Raw genomic sequence first — 26,888 nt, forward strand, 5'->3', positions numbered from 1 at the left:
ATTAACCACCTAGATAAACTTTCATAATCTGATCACCCCATAAAAAGGCAATCCAACCTGCAATCGCAATATAAGGACCAAATGCAAAAGGTTGATTTTCACCGCGCACTTTTATCAAAATAATACCAATAATTGCGCCAAGCATTGAAGAGAGTAGCACAATTAAAGGCAGCAGCATTGGCCCCATCCAAGCGCCTAAGGCTGCGAGGAGTTTGAAGTCACCGTAGCCCATACCTTCCTTGCCTGTAATTAGTTTAAAAATATAATAAACAATCCAAAGGCATAGGAAACCAATTAAATAACCCCAAATTGCGGCGCCGGCTGTAGTATAAATCGCATAGCTATTTATTCCCAAACCTAACGCGGCTAAGGGTAGGGTAAAACGATCAGGCAAAAGTTGGGTATCAAAATCAATAAAAGTTAAGGCAATCAGTACCCACGTTAAGATTAAGCCAAACAGCATTTGGATGGTTGCACCAAATACGGCGACCACAACCAAAGAACAGACCATCGTGAGTAATTCAATTAGTGGATAGCGAATACTAATTGGATTCTGACAAGTCCCACATTTGCCACGAAGTACTAACCAACTGAGCACTGGAATATTTTGATACCAACGAATGGGCGAGTCACATTTTGGACAGGTTGAGGCTGGTTGGCTTAAAGTCAGTTTACTTTGATCGATGATGGGTTGTTCTGGGTGTAACAGCATTTGACATTCTTGCTGCCACTCCTGTTCCATCATACGAGGGGTGCGAAAAATGACAACATTTAAAAAACTGCCAATACATAAACTAAAAAGCCCAACTGCAAGGTAAAGTGCAGTTAGGTTCTCGATAAAATAAGAAAATAAAGATTGCATTTAAGTACCAAATTATCCGACAACTGAGCCCATTTGGAAGATTGGTAAATACATCGCAATCACCAGACCACCCACTAGTACACCAAGAATCGCCATGATTAAAGGCTCCATCATTGAAGTTAAGCCATCCACCGCATTGTCGACTTCATTTTCATAATGCGTTGCGACTTTATCAAGCATGCTGTCTAAAGCACCTGACTCTTCACCAATTGCCACCATTTGAATCGCCATAGAGGGGAAACGATTTGAAACACGCATCGCAAATTGCAGTTGTTGACCTGTTGCGACATCTTCGCGAATTTTCATCACTGCTTCTTCATAAACGACGTTATTGGTTGCGCCAGCAGTAGATTCAAGTGCATCAATCAGCGGAACCCCAGCGGCAAATGTCGTCGCAAGCGTACGACTATAGCGGGCAATAATGGCTTTGTAGACCAAATCCCCGAAAATAGGCGCTTTCAGTGCCATTTTGTCCAATAAGTCACGGAATTTCTTACTCCGCTTTTTTGCCTCCATGAAAGCGGCAATGATCGCACCAATGACGATGATCAAAATGAACCAATATTCTTGCATCCACTTTGACATTTCTACCACCATTTTGGTAAAAGCGGGGAGGTCAGCGCCAAAAGAACTAAATAAATCTTGGAATACGGGGACCACTTTGACCATCAAAATAATTGTCACCACCACAGCCACGACTATCACCGAGATTGGATATTTCATGGCTTTTTTAATTTTTTGCTTGAGTAATTCACTTTTCTCTTTATAAATCGCGACGCGATCTAACATGGTTTCAAGCGCGCCCGACTGTTCACCCGACTCAACCAAAGAGCAAAATAAATTATCAAAATACTGTGGATATTTTTTCAGTGCACCAGCAAAGGTATTACCCCCTTCGACTTCGCCTTTAATCCCGAGTACCACCTCACGCATGGATGGATTTTCTAATCCTTCCGCCACAATTTCAAAACCTTGAACTAATGGGACACCCGCTTTCATCATCGTCGCCAATTGGCGGGTAAAGATCGTAATATCGAGTGTGGTGACTTTTTTCTTCATCAGACCTTCGAGAATATTCTTACGTTTTTCCCGAATGTTTTTGATGGTCACGCCTTGTTTACGCAAAGTGACTTTTGCCAAGGCCATATTGCGTGCTGGTAATTCCCCTTTAATTTTTGCTCCTTTCCGGTCGACCCCTTCATAAGCAAAAGTTGGCATCATTTGCGCTTTTTTAGCTGCCATGATTATTAATCCTTTTTATTAATTTTATTCACTAGTCACTCGGTTGACTTCCTGCAAAGAGGTAATTCCTCGCATGACTTTTTTCAAACCTGAACGACGGAGATTGTTAAAGCCTGCTTGTTCTGATGCTGCTGCAATTTGTATTGCATTACCATCCTCCATAATCAATCTGGAAATTTCAGGTGTAACTTTCATCACCTCATAAATCCCCACACGGCCTTTATAACCTTCGCGACATTCAGCACAACCGACAGGTTGAAAAATTGTAAGCTCAGGGTTCGCCAAGTCTTGCTCAGTAAACCCAAGCTCCAATAGACTTTGTCTTGGTATTTCAATGGCTTCTTTACATTGATTACATAAACGACGCGCTAAGCGTTGCGCAATCACCAGATTGACAGAAGTTGCAATGTTGAAAGAAGGCACCCCCATGTTACGTAAACGGGTTAGGGTTTCTGGTGCGCTATTGGTATGCAGGGTTGACATCACCATATGACCCGTTTGTGCGGCTTTAATGGCAATTTCAGCCGTTTCCAGATCACGAATCTCCCCGACCATGATCACGTCAGGATCTTGACGTAAAAACGCTTTCAGCGCTGCAGAGAAGGTAAGTCCTGTTTTCGGATTGACGTTGACCTGATTAATCCCTTCCAAGTTAATTTCAACTGGATCTTCGGCGGTCGAAATATTAGTGTCTTCGGTATTCAGGATATTCAAACCTGTATACAAAGAAACGGTTTTACCTGAACCCGTTGGACCTGTGATGAGGAGCATGCCCTGTGGCTTATCTAGGGCATCCATAAATAAGGCTTTTTGCTCATCCTCATAACCGAGTGCTTCAATCCCCAACATGGCACTGGATGGATCGAGAATACGTAACACCAACTTTTCGCCAAACAGGGTGGGGAGTGAGTTGACACGGAAATCGATGGATTTGGTCTTGGAAAGTTTAAGTTTAATACGCCCATCTTGTGGCATTCGTTTTTCAGAAATGTCCATTTGAGACATGACTTTTAAACGTGAGGCGAGACGGGTTGCCATTTGTAAGGGGGGAGTGGCGATTTGACGGAGTACACCATCAACACGGTAGCGTACACGATACATTTTTTCATAAGGTTCAAAATGTAAGTCGGATGCACCCATACGAATCGCATCAATCAACAGCTTATTGATATATTTGACAATCGGAGACTCATCGCCTTGTGGCGTGTCATCCTCTTCTTTGTTTGGATCTTGGCTTACATCAATGTCGAGATCAAAGTCTTCACTTTCACCAAAATCGAAACTACCAGAATCTCCAAACTGCTGTTCAATCAGTTTTTCGAGTTTTATGTGCTCAACAATGATGGGCTCAATATTGAGTTTGGTATTAAAGCGAATGGCATCTAACGCTTCAATATTGGTGGGATTGCTGGTCGCGACATATAAAATTTGCCCACGTTGTAGTAATGGCGCAACTTTATGCTTCTGAATGAGTTTGTTGTCTGCCAGATCGCGAGGTAGCAAAGCCGTATCGTATACAGCCAGATCGAAAAGTGGTTCACCGAATTCGGCTGCAATCGTTTCAGCAATGGTTAGGGGAGATAAACGATGCTGTTCAATCAGATGTACAACGATGTCTTGTTGTGCTTTTTTAGCCGCGTCAATTGCGGTTTGCATAGTTGTGGTGGACATGTGTCCATCTTCAACTAACCGTCGAATAAACCCCGAAAACTTTGGAGACGTATGTAATCCTGACATCTGTCCGCCTTATGACAATAAATGTTTATAATATGTATTCTAAAAATTATACTTTTGTTATGCAAAAATACTACTACAGAAAGTGTTGTTTTTGCCTTGATTCATAGCGAAAACTTTGAACTGATCGAGTTTTTTGCAAATTAATTTTCTTTCATTGAATTAAATCTTGCCAATAATCAAATCAATTCAATTGTGGCAAGCTTTAAATTTTACACTGAAACACCATAATATTATGACGGTAGGAGAGCAGCTTTTACTGATCTTCATGATTTTTAGTCATTTATACACCAGTAAAAGAAAAAACTGAATTTTATAAAAATCCGTGTAAAATATGCAGCATTTTTGAGAAATTAACAGTGGGTGGGCGAAGTATGTCGAACTCGAGCATTACTCCTTGGGTTGTTGGCAATTGGAAAATGAATCCAATGCATGCGAATGCTTTCCAATTAGTAGAAGAATTTAAACAGTTATTACAACAGGAAGATATTGCAGCTGAGCAATGTCATATTGGTGTTGCGCCAATTGCAATCGCGTTAAGCGGCATTCAGACACAATTTAAAGATGCAGTGAGAACGATTTATACGGTTGCGCAAGATGTTTCTCGTGTCGCAGGTACAGGTGCCTATACAGGTGAAGTGAGCGCCGAACTGTTAAAAGACAGTGGCATTGAATTTGTTTTAATTGGGCATTCTGAACGTCGTGAATTATTTGGCGATGATGTCGAAATTTTAAAAGCTAAATTACAAAATGCATTAACTGCTGGTTTGACTGTTATTTATTGTGTGGGCGAAAGCTTAGAGCAACGTGAACAGGGTGCAGCAGAACAAGTGGTATTACAACAAATTTGTGATATGGCAGCTGTAGTAAAAACTGAACAATGGCAAAATATTGTGATAGCGTATGAGCCTATTTGGGCAATCGGAACAGGGAAGACGGCTTCTCCTGCTGATGCTCAAGCCATGCATGCAAAAATTCGTGAAGGTCTAAAGCAAATCACGGCATTTGGTGCTGAGATGGCGATTCTTTATGGCGGCAGTGTAAAAGCTGAAAATGCAGTTGAATTGGCGGCATGTCCAGATATTAATGGCGCTTTGGTCGGTGGTGCATCTTTAAATGCGCAATCGTTTTACCAAATCGCAAAAGCATTTGCACAAAGCAAATAACGAGGAATTGAGATGTATAGTTTTATACTCGTTGTACACATCATTTTGGCAATCTTAATTATTGCTTTGGTTCTGGTACAACAAGGTAAAGGTGCAGAAGCAGGCGCATCATTTGGTGGTGGTGGTGCTGCTACCGTATTTGGTGCTTCGGGTGCGGGTAACTTTTTAACTCGTTTAACCGCGATTTTTACCGCTTTGTTCTTTGTCACTAGTTTAACGCTCGCCGTATTTGCTAAAAAACAAACGACAGATGCATATAGTTTAAAAACTGTTCAGACATCGATGTCTGCACCAGCGACATCGCCTGAAACTTCACCAACTGCACCAAAAACAACTGAATAAGTTGAATTAGCGCTTTCCTTTTTGCGTTTAAGGGAATAGAATGCGTCCCACAATACTGCGGTGGTGGTGGAATTGGTAGACACGCTACCTTGAGGTGGTAGTGCTTTCGGGCGTGGGGGTTCAAGTCCCCCCTTCCGCACCAAGCTTAATAACCAGTAAGTTTGGTGTGTGCAGTGTTTGTATTGTTGCGGGATGGAGCAGTCTGGTAGCTCGTCGGGCTCATAACCCGAAGGTCGTTGGTTCAAATCCAGCTCCCGCTACCATTTGATTAAGGTGCAACTTAATCAAGCAAATATGAAAAAACTTAAATTGACTTTTTTTCATATTTGTATATAATTTTTGCACGTTGATGCGGGATGGAGCAGTCTGGTAGCTCGTCGGGCTCATAACCCGAAGGTCGTTGGTTCAAATCCAGCTCCCGCTACCAAGTTTCTAAAAAGAGGCTCACAATAAGGTGGGCCTTTTTGCACAGTGGGCATTGCTTTTCTGTGTAACATAGGGGCGATTTACGCCCTTTTTTATTGGTTGTTTAGCTATATCGTGTAGTTGTTCGACATCAATTGGTCAAATAGTCGTGCTTCACTATACGGTTAAGATTGATTGGCTCGTATGAGAGCGACGAGAGTAAATGAAATTATCAAATAAATCTCAAGCATTGCATGATCTAATTGCACCAGCTGTAGCTGCGTGTGGTGTAGATTTGTGGGGAATTGAATTCCTACCACAAGGTAAACGTTCTTTATTACGCATTTATATTGATAAAGCGGTCGATGAGAATGTTGAACCTGTCTTAACAGAAGATGGTGAAGTTGAACTCGGGCGTGGTATTGGTGTTCAAGATTGTGTCTTAGTGACACAACAAGTGGGTGCAATGCTTGATGTCCATGATCCAATTTCGGGTGAATATGCTTTAGAAGTTTCTTCACCAGGTTGGGATCGTCCATTTTTCCAATTGAACCAACTACCTGCCTATATCGGGCAACAAGTGGCTTTACGATTAATTGCTGCTGTCGAGAACCGTCGTAAATTTCAAGCCAAATTACTTTCTGTAGACTTAGAAAATGAAATGATTCAAGTCGAAGTTGAAGGTAATCATGTGCTTGAAATTGATAGTAATAATATTGATAAAGCAAATTTAATCTATCAAGACTAATATTAACTTAATTTTATAAGAAATCGGTAGGTGACTTATGGGCCGCGAAATTCTTACCGTTGCAGAAACGGTTAGTAATGAAAAAGGTGTTAGTCGTGAAGCGATCTTCCAAGCGTTAGAGCAAGCACTTGTTGCGGCAACGAAGAAAAAGTTTTACGAAGGTACACGTTCAGAAGAAGCTCAACTCCGTGTTGAGATTGACCGTAAAACGGGTGATTACCGTACTTTCCGTCAGTGGACTGTGGTTGCGGATGAAGATCATGAAATGCCAGCATGCCAAGACGCGATTTCTGATTTAGACCCTGCTCAGTGGTCAATTGGTGACGTGCGTGAGTTGGAAGTTGAATCAATTGAATTCGGTCGTATTGCTGCACAAATTGCAAAACAAGTCATCGTACAAAAGATTCGTGAAGCAGAACGTGCACTGGTTGCGGATGCTTATGAGTCTAAAGTCGGTGAGTTGATCTACGGTGAAGTGAAAAAGCAAACTAAAGATGGCTTTATCATTGATCTGGGTGACAACGCTGAAGCTTATTTAGCACGTGAAGAAACCATTCACAAAGAAATTTTACGTCCTAAACAACGTATCAATGCGATTTTGTATAACGTGAATCGTGAAGGCCGTGGCGCACAATTATTATTGTCTCGTGCGCGTCCTGAAATGCTGATTGCATTGATGAAAAAAGAAATTCCAGAAATTTCTGAAGAAATCATTGAAATTAAAGCGGCGGCGCGTCAACCCGGTGTTCGTGCTAAAATTGCAGTGAAAACCAATGATCATCGTATCGACCCAGTGGGTGCATGTATTGGTATGCGTGGTACACGTATCCAAGCGGTGCAACAAGAGTTGAACGGTGAGCGTATTGATGTGGTGGTGTGGTCTGATGACCCAGCACAATATATTGCAAGTGCATTAGAGCCAGCTGATGTATCAGGTATTGTTTTGGATGAAGATGCACGTAGTGCAGATATTATCTTTGCAACCAATGATCAGTTAGCGCGTGCAATTGGTTCGCAAGGACAAAATGTTCGTTTAGCATCGGAATTGACGGGTTATAAACTCGACATGATGTTAGAAGAAGAGTATCGTGCTCGTCAGCAAAATGAAGCACAACAATATTTAGATATGTTTGTTACACGTCTGGATATTGAGGAAGACTTGGCAATGGCATTGGTAGAAATGGGCTTTACTTCACTCGAAGAGATTGCTTATGTACCAGCTGAAACATTCGACGAAATCGAGCTTGAAGCAGATTTAGTGGAACTGTTACAAAGTCGTGCGAAAGAAGCTGCTTTGACGGATGCATTGAAACAGCAAGAAAATATTCAAGAGCCAAGTGCAGAACTTCTCGGTATGGAAGGTATGACGACTGAGATTGCGTATGCATTGGCGGCGCGTGGTGTGGTTACTGTTGATGATTTGGCAGACCAAGCAACTGATGATATCTCTGATATCGAAGGTTTAGGTCATGACAAAGCGGGTCAGTTAATCATGAAAGCACGTGAATCATGGTTTAACTAGGAGATAATAGATGACGGACAAGTCGATTCAAGAGTTAGCGCTCAGCGTAGAACGTCCTGTAGAGAAACTCCTAGAGCAGGTTCGCGAAGCAGGTCTACCACAGCGTAAAGCAGATGACATTATTACCACTGAACAGCAAGATACTTTGGTCAATCACTTGAAAAAAGTACATGGTCAGGAAAGTGGTAACACAGGAAAAATTGCGTTGAAACGTAAAACAACGAGTACTGCTAAAGTTACAAGTACTTCAGGTAAAGCAAAAAGCATTAATGTTGAAGTTCGCAAGAAACAAGTTTTTGCTAAACCAAATCCAGAATTACTTGCAGCTGAAGCAAAAGCGCGTGTAGAAGCAGATGCAAAAGTACGTGCCGAGCAAAAAGTACGTAATGATGCTGAGCAAACTGCACGTCATACGGCTGAACAAAAAGCCAATGCAACTTTAGAAGCAATGCGTGCAGCGCATACTTCTGATAATGCAGCTCAAGCACCAGCAAAAACTGCTGTTGTGGTGAAAAAGCGTAATAGCGACAAGGTGATTAAAGCCCCTGTTATTCGCCCGACAGAAACACCAGAGCAAAAAAGAGCACGTGAAGAGCAAACTGCTCAGTTGAAAGCGACTGAAGAAGCAGTACGTCGTAAAGCAGCTGAAGAAGCGCAGCAACGTACACTTGAGCAAATGCGTCAGATGGCATCAAAATATTCAAATGATGATGCGACTGCAACGATTCGTGTGATTGATGATTCGCCTTTAGCCGCAGGTCTTGTTGGCCAAGCGTATGAAGATTCCTTTAATAAGGAAGACCGTGAAATCAAACGTGGTGGTGCAACTGCAAATCCACGTGCTGGTAAGAAAGGCGGTCGTGGTGGCGATGCTCAATCTGAACAAAGTTTTAGCAAGAGCCATCATAAGCGTGGTTTGAAAACCAGCCAAGCCAATAAACATGGTTTTGAAAAACCAGTTAAAAAGCAAATTTATGATGTTGAGATCGGTGAGAAAATCATCGTTGCTGATCTAGCACAAAAAATGGCGGTTAAAGTTCGTGAAGTGATCAAGACCCTCATGAAGATGGGTGAGCTTGTTACTCAGAACCAAGCCATTGATCAAGATACGGCTGTACTTGTCGTTGAAGAATTGGGCCACAATCCAGTTTTAGTTTCGGATACGCAAGCCGAAGATAACTTATTGGTTGCTGCTGAAGAAGCACGTGGTGAGCAAACAACTCGTCCGCCAGTTGTAACGATCATGGGGCACGTTGACCATGGTAAAACATCGTTACTGGATCGTATCCGTCGTTCTAAAGTGGCTGCGGGTGAAGCGGGTGGTATTACTCAGCATATCGGTGCTTATCACGTTGAAACTGAGAAAGGGATTATCACCTTCCTCGATACACCAGGACATGCTGCGTTTACATCAATGCGTGCACGTGGTGCAAAAGCGACTGATATCGTGGTCCTTGTTGTTGCTGCTGATGATGGTGTTATGCCACAAACAGCTGAAGCAATTGACCATGCGCGTGCTGCAGGTACGCCGATTATTGTTGCCATCAACAAGATGGATAAAGAATCAGCTGATGTAGACCGCGTATTAAACGAATTGACCACCAAAGGTATCGTACCTGAAGAGTGGGGCGGTGATGTTCCAATTGCAAAAGTATCGGCACACTCTGGTGCAGGTATCGATGGCTTACTTGATTTAATCTTGATCCAAGCTGAATTGATGGAGCTTAAAGCTTCAGCTGAAGGCGCGGCACAAGGTGTTGTAATCGAAGCACGTGTCGACAAAGGTCGCGGTGCAGTAACGTCGATTCTGGTACAAAACGGTACATTGAACATTGGTGACTTGGTACTTGCAGGTTCATCTTATGGTCGTGTTCGTGCGATGGTTGATGAAAATGGTCAACGTATTACTTCTGCAGGTCCTTCGATTCCAGTTGAAATTTTAGGTTTACCTGATGCGCCAATGGCGGGTGATGAAGTTCTTGTGGTGAATGATGAGAAGAAAGCACGTGAAGTTGCTGATGCTCGTTCTGACCGTGAACGTCATAAACGTCTAGAGCGTGCGAGTGCAATGCGTCTTGAGAACATCATGGCATCTATGGGTAAAAAAGATATTCCTTATGTGAATGTCGTACTCAAAACTGATGTACGTGGTACTTTGGAAGCGTTACATGTTGCGCTTGATGAGCTTTCTACTGATGAAGTTAAAGTCCGTGTAATCGGTTCTGGTGTTGGTGCGATCACCGAGTCAGATGTCACTTTAGCTGAGTCTTCAGAAGCGGTATTATTAGGTTTCAACGTACGTGCGGATAACACTGCTCGTCAAAAATCTGATCAAGATGGTATCGATATTCGTTACTACAGCGTCATTTACCACTTAATTGATGATGTGAAAGCTGCAATGAGCGGTAAGCTTGCACCAGAACATCGTGAAACGATCTTGGGTGTTGCTGAAGTACGTGAAGTATTCCACTCAAGCAAGTTTGGTGCAGCAGCGGGCTGTATGGTGCTTGAAGGTGTATTACACCGTAACAAACCAATTCGCGTATTACGTGATGATGTGGTTGTGTTCCAAGGCGAGCTTGAATCTCTTCGTCGTTATAAAGAAGTGGTTGAAGAAGTTCGTGCTGGTATGGAATGTGGTCTTGCAGTTAAGGGTTATAAAGACATCAAAGCACAAGATAAGATCGAAGTGTATGATGTTCAATTGATTAAACGGAGTCTTTAATGGCGGGTAGCCAACGCTTAAAGCGCATGGCGGATTCAGTACAACGCGAGTTGTCTGAGCTTATCCGTCAGGAGCTTAAAGATCCACGTCTGGGTGGTCTTGTGACCATCTCAGCCGTGAAAGTCAGTGCAGATATGGGATATGCTGAAGTATATGTCACTGTAATGGGTCGTGAACTGGGTGATGATCAAAGTGAAGCAGCAAATAAAGAAACTTTAGATGTCTTGAATAAAGCGTCTGGCTTCTTGCGTCATGAATTGAGTCGTCGTATCAAGACACGTATTACGCCAAGATTGCGTTTCCATTACGATAAGACCAATGCCTATGGTAACTATATGTTTGGTCTGATTGCTGAAGCGGTTAAGGATTTGCCTGAACAAGAGCAAGATGAACAAAAGTAAATCGATATAAAAAAAGCCACCTTCGGGTGGCTTTTTTATGCTTGATGCGATTAATCTTTTTTCAATGGATGGCGACGATAACGTTGCCAAGGCAATGGGCGATTTAAAGCTTCTGGTACATCACCACTGGTTGAGCGTAAGCGTAAGTGAATGGCTGCTTGTGCCATCAAATTTGCCGATACTGGCGCAGTGATAAATGCAAATAGAGTAATTAAAAGTTCAGCAAAACCAAAACGACCATGCATTGCAGCGAAAATCATGGCTGCGATCAGAAAGCTACCAAGACCTAAAGTACTGGATTTGGTCGGTGCATGCAGGCGCATAAATAAATCGGGTAGGCGGATCATGCCAATCGAACCGATCAGCATGAAGAACGCACCAAACACCACAAAAAATGAAACGACAATCTCAAGAATCAGTTGCATGGCATTGCTCCTTAATCAATTACATGGCCCGTTGTGAAATAACGGGCAAGTGCAGCAGTAGAGACAAAGCCAAGCATGGCAACCAAAAGTGCACCTTCGAATAGATTGGTGCTGACCCAATAAATGCCTAATACTACAATCAGACAGGTCGCATTTAGAAATAAAGTATCGAGTGCCAAGAGTCGATCAATCACTGAAGGGCCCGCAATCAGGCGAATCAAGCACAGAAACATAGAGATGGTAATGGCAATTAAACCGATACCCAATGCATAAGGCAAAATGGTCATTTATTTGCTCCTTCTGTAATCTTGACATCAAAGATTTCGATTAAAGGCGTTTCATAGCGTTTTTTAATCTCTTGAATATCCAGTTCAGTATCATCTGAACTGAGTGCATGCACCAGAATATCCCCACGTTCCTGATCAATTCCTGCTGAAACTGTTCCGGGTGTAGTGGTGATAATCATCGCCAGCAAAGTATTCACTTGTTCATGTTCAGTTTCTAAGGGTACGCGATACCATTTAGGGTGTAATTGATCCATTGGACCAAGCACCATTTTGGCAACACGGAAGTTGGAAATGACAATATCCCACAGCACGACAAAGACTAGTTTAATGGCAGGAAGCCAATGAATATGTGGCGTTCTGGCAATAAATGGACTGACTAAACGGGCAATCACCACTGCCAGAATCACTGCCATTAAGATGTCAGTCAGATCCAGGCTATGTGCCAGCATCAACCAGCTTAAAAAAATCAGAACAGACACAAATGGATGGGGGAACCAACGCTCAAGCAAAGATAATTTTTGCATTAGTGATCCTCCATAGGCTTTAACTGTGTGCTATTCGGAATAGTCGGTGCTTCGAGGACTTGCTCTGCAATTTGACGTTGCTTATATTCAGAAATATGTTCGCCTTGTAGAGTTGGCTTAGAAATAATATCTGGAATCAGCAAGGCATTCGGATCTTCAACCTCACCGCCATATTTGGTTTCAGGTAAATAGCTTGGATCATAAGGCTGTACGCTGATCGGACGACCTTGTGCATCATGTTTCAGAATGGTCTGGTTATAAAGCGCATGATTCTGAATTTGCTGTGCTGTTGCAAGCGTATAGTTCTGAATCGGTGCAGCACAAACCACATAAAGCATTAATGCGCCAAGTAAAATATAGATCGCAGTATCATTACGCTTCGGTGCAAGCTCGGGTAGGGCTTGATACTCAGCATAAGCCGCTTGTTTCTGATCTTCTTCAGGTGGTGTTGCACGCCAGAACAGGATAAAGCCAACGCGTGTCATGGCAATGATGCTGAGCAAGCTCACAATCAGAATCACTGCGATGATCCAGCCTTGATATGGTGTCTCAGCAGTGGCTTGCAGAATAAAGACTTTACCTAGGAAGCCGCTGAATGGGGGTAAACCTGCCATCATTAAGGCGATGGTAAAGTAAGTAAAAGCAGCCGCTTTTTCCTGTTTGATTCGCGGTGCAACTTTTAAATGATCTTTAAAAGCACCACGTTGCGAAGTCATCCAGCCACAGAACAAATAGAAAGCTGCTGCGATCAAGGTACTGTGAACTAAATAATACAGCGCTGCGGCCCATGCCTGTGTATTGAACATGGCAATCGAAATCAGCAAAGTACCAATCGATGACAACACCATGAAGCCAACAAAACGGCGCAAGCGTTCAGCGCCAATTGCACCAATCACGCCATAAAGGGAGGTCACCAAGCCAATGATCAATAAGCAGTTCTTGAAAATGCTTTGTGCCATGGCATCATCAAACACAGTGCCATTCACACGTAAAATGGCATAAATACCCACTTTGGTCATAATAGTGAAAATCGCAGCGACAGGTGTGCTTGCAACCGCATAGGTTTTCGGCAACCAGAAGCCAACAGGCAACATTGCGGCCTTAATGCCAAACACCACAAACAGCAGGAGTCCACCTGCAACGGTAAGTTTGTGCTGATCGCCATCTAAGCTTGATACCAGACGACCGACATCTGCCATGTTCAAGCTGCCGACACTGCCGTAAATCATGCCTAGACCAATCAGGAATAGGGCAGAGGCAAGCAGGTTAATGGTGACGTAATGCACGCCAAGCTGGAAACGTGGACGACCCTGACCGTGCAATAACAGCACATAGGAAGCCATCAACAGGATTTCGAAGAAGACGAATAAGTTGAATAAGTCGCCTGTCAGAAATGCGCCCGTGATTCCCATGAGCAGGAAATGCACCATGGTATGGAAATAACGACCACGCGTATCCCAGTTCTCGCTGGCGTACCAAATCACGGGTACTGCAAGAATATAGGTCAGTACCAACATAAAAGCGGAGAGGCGATCAAGGACTAAGACAATCCCAAATGGCGCCGACCATTCACTGAGTTGATAAACCGTAATTTGGCCTGTGCTAGCGATACTCAGATAACTGATTGCCGTGATTAAGCCTAAAACTGCCGAAGCAATACTAATCCCGCGACGCCAAGGTTGACGCCAATCTTGCTTTAAAGAACCCGAACCTGGATTGCCCAATAACACCAGAATAAAACTGGTGAATGCTGGAATTAAGATACTGATAATTGGAGCGTGAGCGTGCCAGAAACTGTAAAAATCAAACATTATGGCTCATCCTCACGTGGGTCATAAGTCAAAGTGGGTTCTTCTTTCGAGTCGACATGGTCTGTACCAGATTCATAACGACTGCGTAAGGCAAGTTGCACGATAAAGGCGGTGGTGGCAAAGCCAATCACAATCGCCGTTAATACCAGTGCTTGAGGGAGTGGATCGGTCACTTTGGTGGCCTGAGTCAACACGGCAGGTGCATTGATTTGCAGGCGTCCCATGGCAAACAGGAATAAGTTCACGGCATAGCCAATCATGGCTAAACCAAGGACCACTGGAAATGTTCTGGCACGCAGAATCAAATAAATACCTGTTGCGGTGAGTAAGCCAATCCCTGACGCGAGTAAAAATTCAATACTAATCATTTTGATTATCTCCACCTGGGATCGGACCAGCCATACTAGAGTGACGAGAGTCTCCGAGTACGGAGATCAACAACATGGCAGCACCCACAACGGTAATGTAGACCCCTGTATCAAATGCGACTGCAGAGGCAAGATGCATTTTTCCAAGCAATGGCGCTTCGACATAAATATGTGCACTGGTGAGGAAGGGGCGAGCCCACAACCACGCGAGAATACCGGTGAGACCTGCAATGGTTAAACCAGAACCAATCCATAATTCATAGAGACGACCTGATTTGGCTTTGATCATCTGCTCGGTTTGATCTTGCCCCAATACGATGTACTGAATAATCAGTGCCATTGAGGTAATCAAACCTGCAATAAAGCCACCGCCCGGAAGATTATGCCCACGCATGAAGATGTAGACACTGACCACCAATGCCAATGGCAAGATCCATGACGCCGTGATACGGAACATCAACGGTGAAGGGTTAAAACGATAGGTTAAGCCTTGGGTCATGGTAGTCCCGTGTGCACGCATACCATCCATCAGACACAGTGCACCAATGGCGGCAATGCCGAGTACGGTAATTTCACCGAAGGTATCGAAACCACGGAAGTCAACCAAGATTACATTGACTACGTTTGAACCACCGCCTAGCGGAATCGCCTGTTGTAAAAAGAACCATGAGATTGAGTTATGATCGCGGGTTAACAACAACCAAGTAATCCAACCAATACCTAAACCACCTGCGATGGCAAGACTAGCATCTCGCCAACGACGTGAACGGCTTGACTCGTACGGCGTGAGTTGCGGTAATAAAGACAAGCTCATCAGTAATAAAACAGTGGTCACTACATCAACCGTAATTTGGGTTAATGCCAAGTCGGGTGCAGAGAGGGTCACAAAAACCATCGTGACCACCAAACCGACTGCACCACTGATCAAGACTGCTTTGATACGTTCGTGATGGAACCACAGCATCATCCAGCAACCTGAGAACAGGGTCAGCCAGAGTACAATTGCCACCCAAGGTGCATGGGTCAGTTCACGTGTGCCTGTGGTTAAACCTTGGTTGAATAGCGGTAAGCCGACCATGATGATGCTAAACAACACAATCCAGAGGATATAGCTTTGCAAAGAACCATTTTCGGTCTTTTGCTTAATCTTGCGGCTGATGAGTAATAAATTTTTCAAGAATAGATCAAACAGAATCTTGCCTTGGAATTTTCCAAGATAAGGATCTAAGTCGATTTTACGAATGCGCCCATCTTTTGCTAGTGCAAAGTAGAAGATTGATCCACCGATTAAGGCAATTAGACTCATGATCAGGGGGGCGTTGATGCCATGCCAAATCGCAAGATGAACGCCTTCAAATTCAGGCTGTGCCAAACTTGCACGAGTGACGCTGTTGACCATTGTCCCTGCAAATAGGGCAGGGAGAATACCCACTAAAATACATAAGGTTGCCAAAATAATGGCAGGTAAGCGCATGCCTAAATGTGGTTCGTGTGCCTCTTTATTCGGTACGTGTTTGCCAATCGGGCCATCAAAAAACACACCATGAACGAGACGAATTGAATAACTGACTGCGAAAATACCGGCTAGGGTTGCGACGATGGCTGAAATCACCATCACTGGACCAGACAAGTTTGCCAATAGCTCAGTAAAGAACATTTCTTTCGAGATAAAGCCATTGGTCAGTGGTACACCCGCCATTGAGGCAGCGGTGATCATGGTGAGAGTGCCTGTAAATGGAAGCAGTTGCCAGATGCCACTGAGCTTGCGTAAATCGCGTGTGCCAGTTTCATGGTCAATAATCCCTGCAATCATGAACAATGCCGCTTTAAAGGTGGCATGGTTGATGATGTGGAAAATTGCGGCAGCAACCGCCAATGGCGAACCAATACCGAGTAAACATACGATTAAGCCCAAATGGCTAATGGTTGAATAGGCCAAAAGTCCTTTCAGATCTTCTTTGAAAATTGCAAAACCTGCGGCCATACACAAGGTGAACAGACCGACAAAAGTCACGATATTGTGATACAGCGCAGCACCAATAAAAATAGGAGCTAAACGCGCCAACAAGAAAATCCCTGCTTTGACCATGGTTGCAGAATGTAGATAGGCTGACACAGGGGTCGGCGCTGCCATCGCATTCGGTAACCAAAAATGGAACGGGAACTGGGCACTTTTGGTGAATGCACCTAACAGGATCAGCAATAAGGCTGGAACAAATAGCGCATGTTGCTGAATGGTATCCTTCATCAACACCAATTCATCAATCTGATAAGTGCCAGTGATTTGTCCAATCAGCACAAATCCACCCAGCATGGCCAAACCGCCCATGCCTGTAATAGTGAGAGCCATACGGGCGCCACGTTGAGCTGCCTCGTATTGACTCCAGTAACCCACCAATAGGAAAGAGGAGATACTGGTTAGCTCCCAGAACACCAATAAGATAATCAGGTTATTTGAGAGCGAAATCCCCAGCATGGCTGCCATAAACAGCATTAATAATTGGTAGAGTTTACTCAGAGAATTCTTAGGGCTGAGATAGTAATAGGCATAAATATAAATCAGGGTGCCGATACCGCTAATCAGCAGACCAAACAATAAACCTAATGCATCTAGGCGAAAACTCAGATTAATTCCAAGCTGTGGAAGCCAGTCCCAGCTTTGTTGCAGGGTATTGCCCTGCAGAACCGTTTCTGCTTGAGTTAAAAGTAAAATAAAACAACTAAGGCTGATGCCAATCGCCCCAAGTGCCGTCACGCCACGCGAAATACGCTGTAATTGTGAGACAAGGGTGGTGCCGAGTATGAGCGGTAATAAGATAATAATCGGTAGCACACTGGTATCCATGTCGATGATTTAGGTCGAAGACCTAAGGGGTGAATTTTCTTTCAAGACTTACAGGCACTCAAAGAGAATACCAAAAACTTTAAATCTTGAAGCCCAATCAAGTTAACGGAGGCAGCAAGTTGTATTGCACAACTTGAAAATAAAAAATACGATTTATTTTACTATAAAATATCAGCAAAAATCTGATGTTATTACATGAAACAAACAACATCATTTGATTGAAAACATTTCAATTTCTGTTTTTCGATACGCCTTTATAACGGGGTTTCTTGCGGTGTATCATCTATCTTGAGCAGGTGGAGTAAATTGTTCTTTTCTTGTTCGTTTAAATCCTGAATTTGTTGGAATAAATCATCGACTTTGCTGGTCAGTGGATCGGCTTGCAGCAAGGTTTGCGCTTGCACGGAATGTGCTGTTTCGGTCTGGGTGAGGCCTTGATATAAATTTGAAAGCTGTTGTTGAGATGCCTCTAAGTTGAGTTGGTAAACACCTTTTTGATCTAATTTTAAACACTGGTAATGTAAAGCATGCTCAAGCAAGGCATCTCGGTTGCCTGTGACGATGATTTGTAGACGTGGAAAAGCTTGATGTAGGCGCTCCAAAATTTCCGCACAGTGATTCTGATCGAGTTGATGGTCAACTTGATCAATCAGCAAAATCCCTTCACCTTCTAAACATGGATCAAAGCAATGCTGATTCAGCAAGCAAAGCCGACGACTAATGTCTCCAACTAATGCAATCCAAGTTTTGAGTGAAGCAGATAACTGTTGAAAGGGAATCAACTGATCGTGATAACGCACCATTAATTGTAACTTTGGCACATATTGAATATAAATATCGCTTAATTCAGGGAAAACCGTATGTAAGCTGTTTTTCAAAGCATAAAGATTGGGTGCAGAGAGTTGCTTCGGATGATTAATCAGTTCTTGTTGTAATTCTTGCAGCACTTCTGATTGATTTTGTTGATTAAAATCATTGCCCATCAAGCGCCTAACAATATGGGCTGAATGTGCATTTTCGACATCGCTGATTTCACGTAGCCACTCAAAAAAACGGGCAAACGTTGTATAGGGTACAGCAGTTAAATCATAGGCCGAAATTTCCTGTAATGTCCCTGGGGTATTTTTGCTTTGTAAATTGATGTCTTGCACGAAGCGTTCGGCAGGATAATAGGCAATCAGTGGAAGTCCGAATAAAGGATCTTGCAGTCCTGTTTTCTGATATAGCGTGACCATCTGATCAAGCTGTTGGGTCTCCACTTGGCTAATCCCAACGCCTTGACTGTTAAATGTTTTATAGAGTTTCCATGTACAAGCTTGCGTATCGGTTTGTTGTGATGAACTACTTTCAGCCAAAGAGCCACTCAGTTCACTGCTCATTCTGACTTGAATTTGAATTTTTGCCTGTAAGCGATTCAGCATAATATCTTGATCAGCAATTACTACGCCTGCAGTACGAATATCCTTATAGCGTGCAGAAAACCAAGTCAGGCTTTGATAGATATTTTTTAAAATCGTACTTTTGCCTGTGGCTTGATCACCCAAAATCAGGGTAATAGGAGATCGCTCAGGTTGAAATTCGAGATTTAAATCTCGAAACATCCCGATGTGTTTAAATAGAACCGATACAAGTTGCATAAGCTGACCTCAATCATAAGCGCTTTAACCTGCTGACTGACGAAGACTTGCGGGGGCGCACCGTTTTAATTGTTGTATTAAGTCGTATAAATGATGAATATTTAAACTTACTTTAGCACGCGTACAAGCCACGTAAAGTAGTCTGAGCTCTTCATCTGTAATTTTATGTTCTAGTCCATTTATTTTAAATTGGTAATCGTCTTCGATATGTACCCGATTCCATTCCAAACCTTTGGCTTTATGCGCGGTTGAAATCACATAATCTGCCTGTTCAATTGGCGTGATTTTTGCCAGTGCCTTTTTCAGTGGATCGGTACCATGGTCATCAACTAGCTTGACTAAAGGTTTGATATCACTGCCATCATTGGTTTCACAATATTCGTGTACATCATGCCAAGAGTTAAACCACGCCAACTCAGGAACATCGGTAATCCGTTTACCTTGTTTCAATAGACTTGCAGCATCGACAAAACGACTCAGTTTCTGCTGGTCCGCTTGTAAGCCGACTTTATCACCGTTGACCAGACCAGAAAGTAATAACTCCATTGCACGGGCATTAGTCCGACATAGAATCGCATCGCGCATCTTGGTATGTGGCTTATTCACCACACTAGATTTTTGGTTTGGATTACCAAGTAGGGGCACGGTTTCATTTAATGCGCCAAGCAAGCTGTTGGCGACATCTGCAATGGCATCGCCAAAACGGAAAGAGGTGGTTAAACGACTTTCAGGCAATGGCATTTGCTGCATGGCATTGATTGCACCACGCCATGCATAAATTTGCTGGTGTGCATCACCAACATAAATCACTTGGGTACTTTTTTGACGCAGTAAAATACCAAGCATCAATGGATCGGCATCTTGTGCTTCATCAAACAATACATAATCGGCAGGAATATTCGGTTCCGATAAAGCCCAAAGCTTTAAGTAGATATCGTGCCCAATACCTGCTTGATGATTGGGATCAATCGATTCGAGCCAACGGCGTTCTACCGCAGGGTAAAGATGCTGTTGTAAGGCGTCGATATCGTCTAGATGTAACCAGCTTGGTGCTTGAATATGCCGAGGAGCAGGATACTGTGAGCTGGTTGAACAGAAATAGCTCACGGCATTGGCAACCAGACTGGCCAAGCGGCTCGGCATCAGTACATATTTTTCATAACGCCCACCCATGAGACGACGGAGCGTAATGGGTTCCAGTCGATATTCTTTGGCAATGAAACTTGGGCTTAAGCGCGGTAAGCGTAATTTGTCGGTCACGCCACGCGGTGCACTGCGAAATGCCAGCGAGTGAAAGGTTCGACAGTTTACATTGCCGTGAAATTTATTTTGTGCTTCTGAAGCGATGGCTTTGTTAAATGCCAAGTACATACCACGCCGTTCAGGCATGGCATCACTGATCATCTGCAAGGTTGTGGTTTTACCTGTGCCAGCATAGGCAATCACTTTAAAGGATTGACCGAGACGAGCATTGTCTATGGCAATGGCTTGCTCATAGGTGGCTTTGGGTTTCTCTATATTTGACACAGGCTCTGATTACGCTTCTTGACTACGGTTGGCTTTTTCAACTAAACCCGATAAACCTTGGCGACGAGCTAGCTCATCGAGCACCACTTGCGGGTCAAGATCGAAGTAACCCAACATCACAATACTATGGAACCATAAATCAGCGACTTCATAAATCAGATCGTGTTTATTTTCCAGTGAAGCAAGAATGGCATAGTCTTTGGCAGCGATGATACTTTCAATGCTTTCTTCGCCGACTTTTTCTGAAATTTTATTAATGCCTTTTTTATACAGACTGGCGATATAAGAACTATCCGATTCAGCTGTTTTACGCTCCTGCATTAAGCGACCTAAATAGCTGAGTACATCGACTTGTTCACTTTGACCATGATCATGTGCTTCGGTTTTTGCTGCTGCGCCATAAATCGCCGTTGGATCTTTGAGCTGAGCATCAACAATTTCCCAGCCTTGTGGGGTGAGTTTACGATAGAAGCAAGATTCACGACCTGTATGGCAGGCAATGCCGCCATGTTGTTCAATTTGTAGAATAATCACGTCGGCATCGCAATCCAGACGAATTTCATGCACGGTTTGAAAGTGTCCTGATTCTTCGCCTTTATGCCAGAGTTTTTGACGTGAACGTGAGTAATACACGGCCTGATTTTTTTCAGCCGTCAGTTGTAATGCCTCGCGATTCATCCAAGCAACCATTAACACTCGACCAGTTTGATGATGTTGTGCAATGGCAGGAACAAGACCATTGGAATCAAATTTAACTTCATCTAACCAGTTTGACATGAGTGAAAATCCATTGAGTGGAGAGCAGCTAGTGTAGCGGTTGTGGCAAGGGTTGGCTATGCTTGTTGGGTAAAAACATTTAAGAATGCGGGCGAATATAGGTATTCATTAGCTGATTTTGTTCTTGTTTTAAAGAGGCAAAAGAGAGTGTAAAAAGTAGAATTGTGCTGTAGGGATAACTGGCCCAAAACCAAGCATTAATCAAGAAAAAACTCACTGCGATTAATAACCAAATTTTTAATAATATAAGCAAATATCGTTGCCTGACTGTCGCTAATAAAAGAAATGGAATACAGTCGAATAAAATGACCCACCAAAAATGAGGTCCTGAGATGAGTCTTCCCACTGAAGATTGGGGACTGACTTGCCATTCAATAAGTTGATAATGAAAGTTTAGAAAACAAAGCAGGTTAAAAAGGCTAGGGAGTAAGAACCAGCAGCCTTTGCGAATTGCCTTGCCTTTATTCTGTCGATACAAAGCCCATAAAAAACTATATTTCATATTATGTGTCTTATTTTTATTGATGAATTTTGATTTTCTTTAACTATTGATGTAGTTCGAAATTTCAATCAGGTTCTGATCGGGATCTCTTAAATAAACCGATAAAATTTTCCCCATCGCACCAGTTCTTTCGATTGGACCTTCAACGATGTCAATGTTCTGCGTTTGAAGATGGGCAATAACCTGATCTAATGGGGTTTCGGCAATAAAACATAAATCTGCTGAACCCGCTGTTGGCTGTAGAGCTTTAGGTTCAAACTCTTTACCTACTTGATGCAGGTTGATTTTTTGATTGCCAAATTGCAGTGCTTTGCGGTTTTCAGCAAAAGTAATTACTTCAAAATTCAGGGCAGATTGATAAAACTGACAGGTGATTTCAACATCGGCTACAGTTAACACCAAATGATCTAAATGACGAATTTTCATATTAAACCGCTCTTATTCATATTCAGGTAGAGATGCAGTTTTAGCATTGAAAGCATGATCTTTCTCAGCATATTGCGCCACTTGTTGGTAATCAAGTTGCTCAAACAGACCTGTTTTTAAGCCTGAAATGGTGATTGCCATTTCTTTACGAAAATAGGGGATTTGATACATCCACGGAAAGGTCAAGTCACGTAAGCCACCTGCCCACCAATGATCAGATTGATACAGCGGAGTGAGTAGGCGACTTAAAAATTGATAGAACTGGGTCGAGGAACGACGATGTTGATGATAGTGCTGCCACAGTGCTGACCAATCAATTTGCTGATTTTGTTTTGCTGCGTGTAGTGACTGTGAAAAGGCCCATGCATCCAACAAAGCCATATTGGCTCCTTGGCCCAGTTGAGGACTCATGGCATGGGCAGCATCACCGATGACACCAATTCGGCCTTGTCCAAATTGAGACATCACCACATCCCGATATTGAGCAGATAACCAGTGTGGCTGATGATGTTGATTCGACAACAGCTGTTTGAACCATTCTGCGACATCAGGCCAACGATCTGACACTTGCTTTAACCATTGCTGTTTAGCTGACTCATCTGTTAAGAATGATTGTAGTTGTGAGCTTGGCAAACTCCAGAACACACTGGAAAGTCGTTGTTGCGGTGCGGTTGGGATTGCACCTGTAGGTAATATACCCATCATGATTTTAGAGCGGTCATAGAACTGATGTAGGATTGCAGGATCAAGCGTTGGACATTCAGGTACGATGCTCCATGCCGCCCCCCAAGGATAGGCTTGATCAACTTTGACCCATGCCTGTGGGCGTAATTGACTGCGTGCACCATTGGCAATTAATACAGCATCGAAGCAGGCATCAAAATTTTGTTGCTGCTGAGAACCGAAGAGACGAACTTCATTTTGCTGTTCTTGAATACGTTCAATGCTATGACCCATTCGCCATGTCACATGACTGGCATATTCAGCCAGTTTGTGGGTCAGCACATGACATAAGGTAGCACGATGAATACCGAGGCCATAGAGATTGCTGCCTGCCTGATGATAATGGCTATTCACCAAGAGTCTTTTATTGGGAAGTTGACCTTCCAATCCTGTGACTTTGGCACCCAACTTTAAAGCATGTTCAAGTACACCGAGATGTTCAAAAACGGCTAAGCCGGCAGGCTGTAACAACAGACCTGCACCGACAGGGGAAAGTTGATCCGCTTGTTCAAAAATAGTGACACGATTGCCTGTACGTGCAAGCAGGATTGCGGTTGCCAATCCTGCGGTGCCAGCGCCAACAATGGCGAAATGAGGTGTTTTCATTCTTTGTTCTTTTAAAGTGTTTATAGATCAGTCAATCATGATCTTAACTGATCTCAGGGATTTTTTTAAATGAAATCTATCGCGATACAAGGCTCATGTTCATCCTATAGGCATTGAGTAAACGTCAGAGTAGATTATTTTAACTGATCTTTGCCTGTGGTCATTTTGATCAGGGTACGATCTTTCTTGATATAGTGATGATAAAGTGCCGCAGCTGCATGCCCTAAAATCAGGATCCAAATCAGCCATTTTCCAAGAATCTGCTTATGAATGAAATCAATCGGTTTCTCGAACTGTTCAAAACTTAGGCCCATGCCTTGTGCCACCCAGCTCTGGAACAGGGCTGTATGTTCAAATTTCGGAATCTCAAACAAGAAGAAAAACTCAGTATTGACGCCTGTGCCTAAATAACCTGTGAGCGGGGCAATGATCATGATGGCATACAGGGCAAAATGTCCTGCATGTGCCGCAAAGTTTGCCAAGGGACTGGCAGGTTCTAAATGGGGCTGTGGATTGGTCAAACGCCAGATAATGCGCAGACTAATAATCACGGCAATGCTGATACCGACAGAAAGATGAAGTTGTAAAGCCGTCCAGTTCTCAGGTGTCCCTTTTTCGGTAAACCACTGGCGGTAGTAAACACTACAATAAGCAAGTAAAAACAGGATTGCTGTTGACCAGTGCAGCCATTTCGCAATCGAACCATAGTTATTGATGCTATTTCTTAAACTCACGCTTCTCTTCCTTTAAAAATCTGTGTTGATGCACCTCAATGTTAAGTCGATGATCGTCTATCTAGTTAAAGATGAAAAGTCTTTGCCTGATGTGGATGGAGATCTTGCCTAAAATGTAATGGTTCTGCCAAAATTTCAGAAAGTATGTAAATGGGCGAAAGTGTTAGCTAGAAATGTTCAATTACATAAAAATAAAGGCCGTATCGATGGATACGGCCTTTGCTGTGTATATCTACTTATTTAGCAATGCGCCACAGTGCAATCAAGCTACTTAGTACAATCAGAATGACGGAGATAAACCATGGGCTAATAATCGCGATAGTCAACAAAATAAGCATCGTGCTACCAAATATCCAGCTACGACGTTGCTGTTGTTGCATTTGTAAGCGCATTTGTTGGATTTCACGAAGTTGTTTGTCATGCCAAGCTGATTGGTTTTTTAGACCATTTAAGCTGTCAATCAATAAACCTGGAATATCTTGGGCGCCGAGTAACAGGTCTGGAATCTGCTGCCCCAGTTCTTTTACGTTTTTGACGGGGTTCATATTGGCTTTGACCCATTCGGTTAGAATCGGCTTTGCCAGTTTCCAGATATCCAGTTGCGGGTAGAGATCAGTCCCTAGACCTTCAACGTGTACCAGTGTTTTCAGCAATAACATCAATTGCGGTGGAATTTCTAAATGGAAGCGACGAGCAATATCCATCACTTGGATCAAAATGCCTGCAAAATCGAGTTGATCCATTGGTTTGGATACCATTGGACCAACGGTACGGCGCATTTCGCGTGATAAGGCATCTTGATCTGTACCCGGTGGAATCCAGCCTGCCTGATGCACAATTTGAATCAGTTGCATGAAGTTGCTATTCATCACTGCCAGTAGCATCCGCGCAATCGTCATTTGATCATGCTTGGACAATTCACCCATAATGGCACAGTCCAACGCAATAAAGCGTGGATTGCTTGGGTTAATGGTTTCAACAAAGACATTGCCTGGGTGCATATCGGCATGGAAGAAGTTATCGCGGAACACTTGGGTGAAGAAGATGGTTAAACCCTTTTCAGCCAGATCCGCACGATCCATACCTAAACGATCAAAAGTGGCCGTATCAGAAATAGGGACCCCAGTAATACGCTCAGCCACCATCACATCTTTACTGTCCATATAGACTTCAGGCACATACATCATGCTTGAACCCGTAAAGTAATGGCGCATACGGCGGGTATTATCCGCTTCTAAACTGAGATCAAGCTCATTTAAAATGATTTGACGATAGTCTTGAATAATTTCAGTCAGATGCAGCGCACGCGCTGCTTCTAAACGATTCTCTAGCCAATCCCCTAGCCACGCCAAGATTTCAAAATCTTGCAAAATTTGACTGCGAATATCGGGACGAGTGACTTTTACCACCACTTCACGGCCATCATGTAAAGCGGCGGTATGTACTTGGGCAATCGAGGCTGCGGCAAGCGGTTGCTCATCAAAGCGTGAGAATAAGGTTGATACATCTGCTTTGAGCGATTCTTGAATGCGCTGTTTTGCGAGTTGAGTGTCATAAGGTTTGACGCGATCTTGCAATAATACCAGCTGTGATAATACTTCAGGTGGAATCAAATCACGACGCGTAGACAGCAATTGGCCGAGCTTAATCGCTAAGGGCCCCATATCCTCTAAGGCTTCTTTCAGCTTAAGCGGATTCTTTTTCTCACGAGTCGACCAAGCCGCAGGATGCATTTTAATTAGGCTTAATGCATGACGTGCTTTTACTGGTAATTCTTCCGCAGGGAACAAGGTATCAAGGCGATAGTGTGCTGCAATACGCCAGAGTTCTAGTAACCGTGTAACATGCGGAATCATATAAAGTCTTACCTAGTCTTGTGTGGGGTGTTTGGATGGATTGAATTGAGCATTGAGTTGTTGAAGTTTTGCCTGTAGACGATCAAGCTCTTGATTGAGTTGACGTGTCTCGCGATTGAGATCGTCCATCTGCCAACGTGGGGCAAATAAACCGCTATCTTCTTTTAAGGCATCTTCAACAAAAAATAAATGACTTTGTAGTGAACGTTTCAACTGCTTCGGCACACGTTGAATTTTACCCAACTCATGTGCCAATTGAGGGCCAATCCATGGCGATAAATGCGCTGCGAGATCAGGCTCAGCCTGTTGCATAATTTTTTGAATATCTTGCAATAAGTGATAATCACCTTGCAGTGGAATATTACCAATTTGATCCATATCACTGAGCAATAATTTAACCAGTTCCACTACATTTTCAACATGGAGTGTTGCAGTTGCATCCGTGATTTTATGTTGAGGATCAAATGGGCGTTGTTCAAAAATAGAAGAAGTTTGACTCTGTCCCGTCACGGTCGGTTCTAGGCGAACTCTATTTTCATCAAAAAACACATCAACCGAGAGTTGTGGACTATCGATCACAACACGTAATAATTGACCTTGTAACTGATTGATTTGAATACGAGTGATCGCATCCAAATCAATCACATGATGAATGATACGTTCGACTGCACCGAGTGCTAAAATCGACCACAT

Annotated in this window: 24 protein-coding genes and 3 tRNA genes; 9 read left to right on the forward strand and 18 right to left on the reverse strand. The window is 43.2% G+C overall.

The window, feature by feature from the left end:
- Position 1: 1 nt before the first annotated feature.
- Genes MN869_RS20400 through pilB form a run of 3 tightly spaced genes read right to left on the reverse strand, consistent with a single transcriptional unit; the run spans position 2 to position 3,841 of the window.
- Positions 2–862: an A24 family peptidase gene (locus MN869_RS20400; RefSeq protein WP_171551567.1), complete on the reverse strand. Its 861-nt coding sequence runs from the start codon at positions 860–862 to the stop codon at positions 2–4.
- A 12-nt stretch (positions 863–874) separates the two neighbouring features.
- On the reverse strand, positions 875–2,104 hold the full coding sequence (locus MN869_RS08600; RefSeq protein ID WP_171551566.1) for a type II secretion system F family protein: 1,230 nt from the start codon (positions 2,102–2,104) through the stop codon (positions 875–877).
- A gap of 24 nt (positions 2,105–2,128) precedes the next feature.
- Complete coding sequence (gene pilB, locus MN869_RS08605) at positions 2,129–3,841, reverse strand: type IV-A pilus assembly ATPase PilB (RefSeq protein WP_243307130.1); 1,713 nt, start codon at positions 3,839–3,841, stop codon at positions 2,129–2,131.
- Between the two features lie 371 nt (positions 3,842–4,212).
- On the opposite strand from pilB, the gene tpiA reads away from it, so the two are divergent.
- The 9 genes from tpiA to MN869_RS08650 all read left to right on the forward strand — a co-directional run bounded on the left by tpiA (position 4,213) and on the right by MN869_RS08650 (position 11,147).
- Positions 4,213–5,004 (forward strand): triose-phosphate isomerase, encoded by a 792-nt coding sequence (tpiA, locus tag MN869_RS08610; protein WP_171551564.1) that lies wholly within the window; start codon positions 4,213–4,215, stop codon positions 5,002–5,004.
- 12 nt (positions 5,005–5,016) lie between these two features.
- Positions 5,017–5,346, forward strand: a complete 330-nt coding sequence (secG, locus tag MN869_RS08615) for a preprotein translocase subunit SecG (protein ID WP_243307133.1) — start codon at positions 5,017–5,019, stop codon at positions 5,344–5,346.
- Between the two features lie 57 nt (positions 5,347–5,403).
- A tRNA-Leu gene (locus tag MN869_RS08620) sits at positions 5,404–5,488 on the forward strand.
- A gap of 44 nt (positions 5,489–5,532) precedes the next feature.
- Positions 5,533–5,609: transfer RNA gene (locus MN869_RS08625), tRNA-Met, on the forward strand.
- Between the two features lie 87 nt (positions 5,610–5,696).
- Positions 5,697–5,773: transfer RNA gene (locus MN869_RS08630), tRNA-Met, on the forward strand.
- 201 nt (positions 5,774–5,974) lie between these two features.
- Positions 5,975–6,499, forward strand: coding sequence for a ribosome maturation factor RimP (rimP, locus tag MN869_RS08635; RefSeq protein WP_004802320.1), 525 nt, complete (start codon positions 5,975–5,977; stop codon positions 6,497–6,499).
- A gap of 37 nt (positions 6,500–6,536) precedes the next feature.
- Positions 6,537–8,021, forward strand: coding sequence for a transcription termination factor NusA (gene nusA / locus MN869_RS08640; RefSeq protein WP_004802322.1), 1,485 nt, complete (start codon positions 6,537–6,539; stop codon positions 8,019–8,021).
- 10 nt (positions 8,022–8,031) lie between these two features.
- Complete coding sequence (infB, locus tag MN869_RS08645; protein ID WP_004802324.1) at positions 8,032–10,746, forward strand: translation initiation factor IF-2; 2,715 nt, start codon at positions 8,032–8,034, stop codon at positions 10,744–10,746.
- Complete coding sequence (locus tag MN869_RS08650; RefSeq protein WP_004774100.1) at positions 10,746–11,147, forward strand: ribosome-binding factor A; 402 nt, start codon at positions 10,746–10,748, stop codon at positions 11,145–11,147. The genes infB and MN869_RS08650 overlap by 1 nt, the downstream gene beginning before the upstream one ends.
- A 50-nt stretch (positions 11,148–11,197) precedes the next feature.
- Here the strand turns inward: MN869_RS08650 and MN869_RS08655 are convergent, their stop codons facing one another.
- From MN869_RS08655 to MN869_RS08725, 15 genes are all read right to left on the reverse strand, one after another.
- Entirely contained in the window at positions 11,198–11,572 is a 375-nt protein-coding gene (locus MN869_RS08655) for a Na+/H+ antiporter subunit G (protein WP_004802326.1), read from the reverse strand.
- A gap of 11 nt (positions 11,573–11,583) precedes the next feature.
- On the reverse strand, positions 11,584–11,859 hold the full coding sequence (locus MN869_RS08660) for a monovalent cation/H+ antiporter subunit F (protein ID WP_004656203.1): 276 nt from the start codon (positions 11,857–11,859) through the stop codon (positions 11,584–11,586).
- Positions 11,856–12,383 (reverse strand): Na+/H+ antiporter subunit E, encoded by a 528-nt coding sequence (locus MN869_RS08665; RefSeq protein WP_243307141.1) that lies wholly within the window; start codon positions 12,381–12,383, stop codon positions 11,856–11,858. Before MN869_RS08665 ends, MN869_RS08660 begins: the two co-directional genes overlap by 4 nt.
- Positions 12,383–14,194 carry a monovalent cation/H+ antiporter subunit D gene (locus tag MN869_RS08670; RefSeq protein WP_243307144.1) on the reverse strand — a complete coding sequence of 604 codons (1,812 nt, stop codon included), beginning with the start codon at positions 14,192–14,194 and terminating at the stop codon, positions 12,383–12,385. The genes MN869_RS08665 and MN869_RS08670 overlap by 1 nt, the downstream gene beginning before the upstream one ends.
- Positions 14,194–14,562 carry a Na+/H+ antiporter subunit C gene (locus MN869_RS08675; protein ID WP_004656199.1) on the reverse strand — a complete coding sequence of 123 codons (369 nt, stop codon included), beginning with the start codon at positions 14,560–14,562 and terminating at the stop codon, positions 14,194–14,196. The genes MN869_RS08670 and MN869_RS08675 overlap by 1 nt, the downstream gene beginning before the upstream one ends.
- On the reverse strand, positions 14,555–17,407 hold the full coding sequence (locus MN869_RS08680; protein WP_243307169.1) for a monovalent cation/H+ antiporter subunit A: 2,853 nt from the start codon (positions 17,405–17,407) through the stop codon (positions 14,555–14,557). The genes MN869_RS08675 and MN869_RS08680 overlap by 8 nt, the downstream gene beginning before the upstream one ends.
- A 254-nt stretch (positions 17,408–17,661) precedes the next feature.
- Complete coding sequence (locus MN869_RS08685; RefSeq protein ID WP_243307171.1) at positions 17,662–19,044, reverse strand: AAA family ATPase; 1,383 nt, start codon at positions 19,042–19,044, stop codon at positions 17,662–17,664.
- 24 nt (positions 19,045–19,068) lie between these two features.
- Positions 19,069–20,571 (reverse strand): UvrD-helicase domain-containing protein, encoded by a 1,503-nt coding sequence (locus tag MN869_RS08690; protein WP_243307175.1) that lies wholly within the window; start codon positions 20,569–20,571, stop codon positions 19,069–19,071.
- Between the two features lie 9 nt (positions 20,572–20,580).
- The gene (gene hisIE, locus MN869_RS08695) at positions 20,581–21,348 is read right to left on the reverse strand and encodes a bifunctional phosphoribosyl-AMP cyclohydrolase/phosphoribosyl-ATP diphosphatase HisIE (protein WP_243307186.1); all 768 of its coding nucleotides are present in this window, start codon (positions 21,346–21,348) and stop codon (positions 20,581–20,583) included.
- A 79-nt stretch (positions 21,349–21,427) separates the two neighbouring features.
- On the reverse strand, positions 21,428–21,850 hold the full coding sequence (locus tag MN869_RS08700) for a hypothetical protein (RefSeq protein ID WP_243307191.1): 423 nt from the start codon (positions 21,848–21,850) through the stop codon (positions 21,428–21,430).
- 39 nt (positions 21,851–21,889) lie between these two features.
- A complete protein-coding gene (locus MN869_RS08705; RefSeq protein ID WP_171551557.1) occupies positions 21,890–22,276 on the reverse strand; it encodes a VOC family protein in 387 nt (128 codons plus the stop codon).
- Between the two features lie 12 nt (positions 22,277–22,288).
- The gene (locus MN869_RS08710; protein WP_171551556.1) at positions 22,289–23,605 is read right to left on the reverse strand and encodes an NAD(P)/FAD-dependent oxidoreductase; all 1,317 of its coding nucleotides are present in this window, start codon (positions 23,603–23,605) and stop codon (positions 22,289–22,291) included.
- Between the two features lie 134 nt (positions 23,606–23,739).
- Positions 23,740–24,339, reverse strand: a complete 600-nt coding sequence (locus tag MN869_RS08715) for a cytochrome b (protein WP_243307195.1) — start codon at positions 24,337–24,339, stop codon at positions 23,740–23,742.
- Positions 24,340–24,575: 236 nt separating this feature from the next.
- A complete protein-coding gene (locus tag MN869_RS08720; protein WP_243307197.1) occupies positions 24,576–26,195 on the reverse strand; it encodes an AarF/UbiB family protein in 1,620 nt (539 codons plus the stop codon).
- A 12-nt stretch (positions 26,196–26,207) separates the two neighbouring features.
- The gene (locus MN869_RS08725) at positions 26,208–26,888 is read right to left on the reverse strand and encodes a hypothetical protein (protein WP_171551553.1); all 681 of its coding nucleotides are present in this window, start codon (positions 26,886–26,888) and stop codon (positions 26,208–26,210) included.

The sequence above is a fragment of the Acinetobacter sp. NIPH1876 genome, from assembly GCF_022808535.1.
Lineage (GTDB): Bacteria > Pseudomonadota > Gammaproteobacteria > Pseudomonadales > Moraxellaceae > Acinetobacter > Acinetobacter higginsii.

Excerpts from the sequence above, each read along its gene's own strand:
- MN869_RS08725 (WP_171551553.1), bottom strand. The coding sequence starts at position 26,888 with ATGTGGTCGATTTTAGCACTCGGTGCAGTCGAACGTATCATTCATCAT.
- MN869_RS08675 (WP_004656199.1), bottom strand. The coding sequence starts at position 14,562 with ATGATTAGTATTGAATTTTTACTCGCGTCAGGGATTGGCTTACTCACC.
- MN869_RS08685 (WP_243307171.1), bottom strand. The coding sequence starts at position 19,044 with ATGCAACTTGTATCGGTTCTATTTAAACACATCGGGATGTTTCGAGAT.
- MN869_RS08705 (WP_171551557.1), bottom strand. The coding sequence starts at position 22,276 with ATGAAAATTCGTCATTTAGATCATTTGGTGTTAACTGTAGCCGATGTT.
- rimP (WP_004802320.1), top strand. The coding sequence starts at position 5,975 with ATGAAATTATCAAATAAATCTCAAGCATTGCATGATCTAATTGCACCA.
- MN869_RS08680 (WP_243307169.1), bottom strand. The coding sequence starts at position 17,407 with ATGGATACCAGTGTGCTACCGATTATTATCTTATTACCGCTCATACTC.
- MN869_RS08660 (WP_004656203.1), bottom strand. The coding sequence starts at position 11,859 with ATGACCATTTTGCCTTATGCATTGGGTATCGGTTTAATTGCCATTACC.
- nusA (WP_004802322.1), top strand. The coding sequence starts at position 6,537 with ATGGGCCGCGAAATTCTTACCGTTGCAGAAACGGTTAGTAATGAAAAA.
- MN869_RS08655 (WP_004802326.1), bottom strand. The coding sequence starts at position 11,572 with ATGCAACTGATTCTTGAGATTGTCGTTTCATTTTTTGTGGTGTTTGGT.
- MN869_RS08650 (WP_004774100.1), top strand. The coding sequence starts at position 10,746 with ATGGCGGGTAGCCAACGCTTAAAGCGCATGGCGGATTCAGTACAACGC.
- tpiA (WP_171551564.1), top strand. The coding sequence starts at position 4,213 with ATGTCGAACTCGAGCATTACTCCTTGGGTTGTTGGCAATTGGAAAATG.
- MN869_RS08710 (WP_171551556.1), bottom strand. The coding sequence starts at position 23,605 with ATGAAAACACCTCATTTCGCCATTGTTGGCGCTGGCACCGCAGGATTG.
- infB (WP_004802324.1), top strand. The coding sequence starts at position 8,032 with ATGACGGACAAGTCGATTCAAGAGTTAGCGCTCAGCGTAGAACGTCCT.
- hisIE (WP_243307186.1), bottom strand. The coding sequence starts at position 21,348 with ATGTCAAACTGGTTAGATGAAGTTAAATTTGATTCCAATGGTCTTGTT.
- MN869_RS08670 (WP_243307144.1), bottom strand. The coding sequence starts at position 14,194 with ATGTTTGATTTTTACAGTTTCTGGCACGCTCACGCTCCAATTATCAGT.
- MN869_RS08665 (WP_243307141.1), bottom strand. The coding sequence starts at position 12,383 with ATGCAAAAATTATCTTTGCTTGAGCGTTGGTTCCCCCATCCATTTGTG.
- MN869_RS08700 (WP_243307191.1), bottom strand. The coding sequence starts at position 21,850 with ATGAAATATAGTTTTTTATGGGCTTTGTATCGACAGAATAAAGGCAAG.
- MN869_RS08720 (WP_243307197.1), bottom strand. The coding sequence starts at position 26,195 with ATGATTCCGCATGTTACACGGTTACTAGAACTCTGGCGTATTGCAGCA.
- MN869_RS08600 (WP_171551566.1), bottom strand. The coding sequence starts at position 2,104 with ATGGCAGCTAAAAAAGCGCAAATGATGCCAACTTTTGCTTATGAAGGG.
- pilB (WP_243307130.1), bottom strand. The coding sequence starts at position 3,841 with ATGTCAGGATTACATACGTCTCCAAAGTTTTCGGGGTTTATTCGACGG.
- secG (WP_243307133.1), top strand. The coding sequence starts at position 5,017 with ATGTATAGTTTTATACTCGTTGTACACATCATTTTGGCAATCTTAATT.
- MN869_RS20400 (WP_171551567.1), bottom strand. The coding sequence starts at position 862 with ATGCAATCTTTATTTTCTTATTTTATCGAGAACCTAACTGCACTTTAC.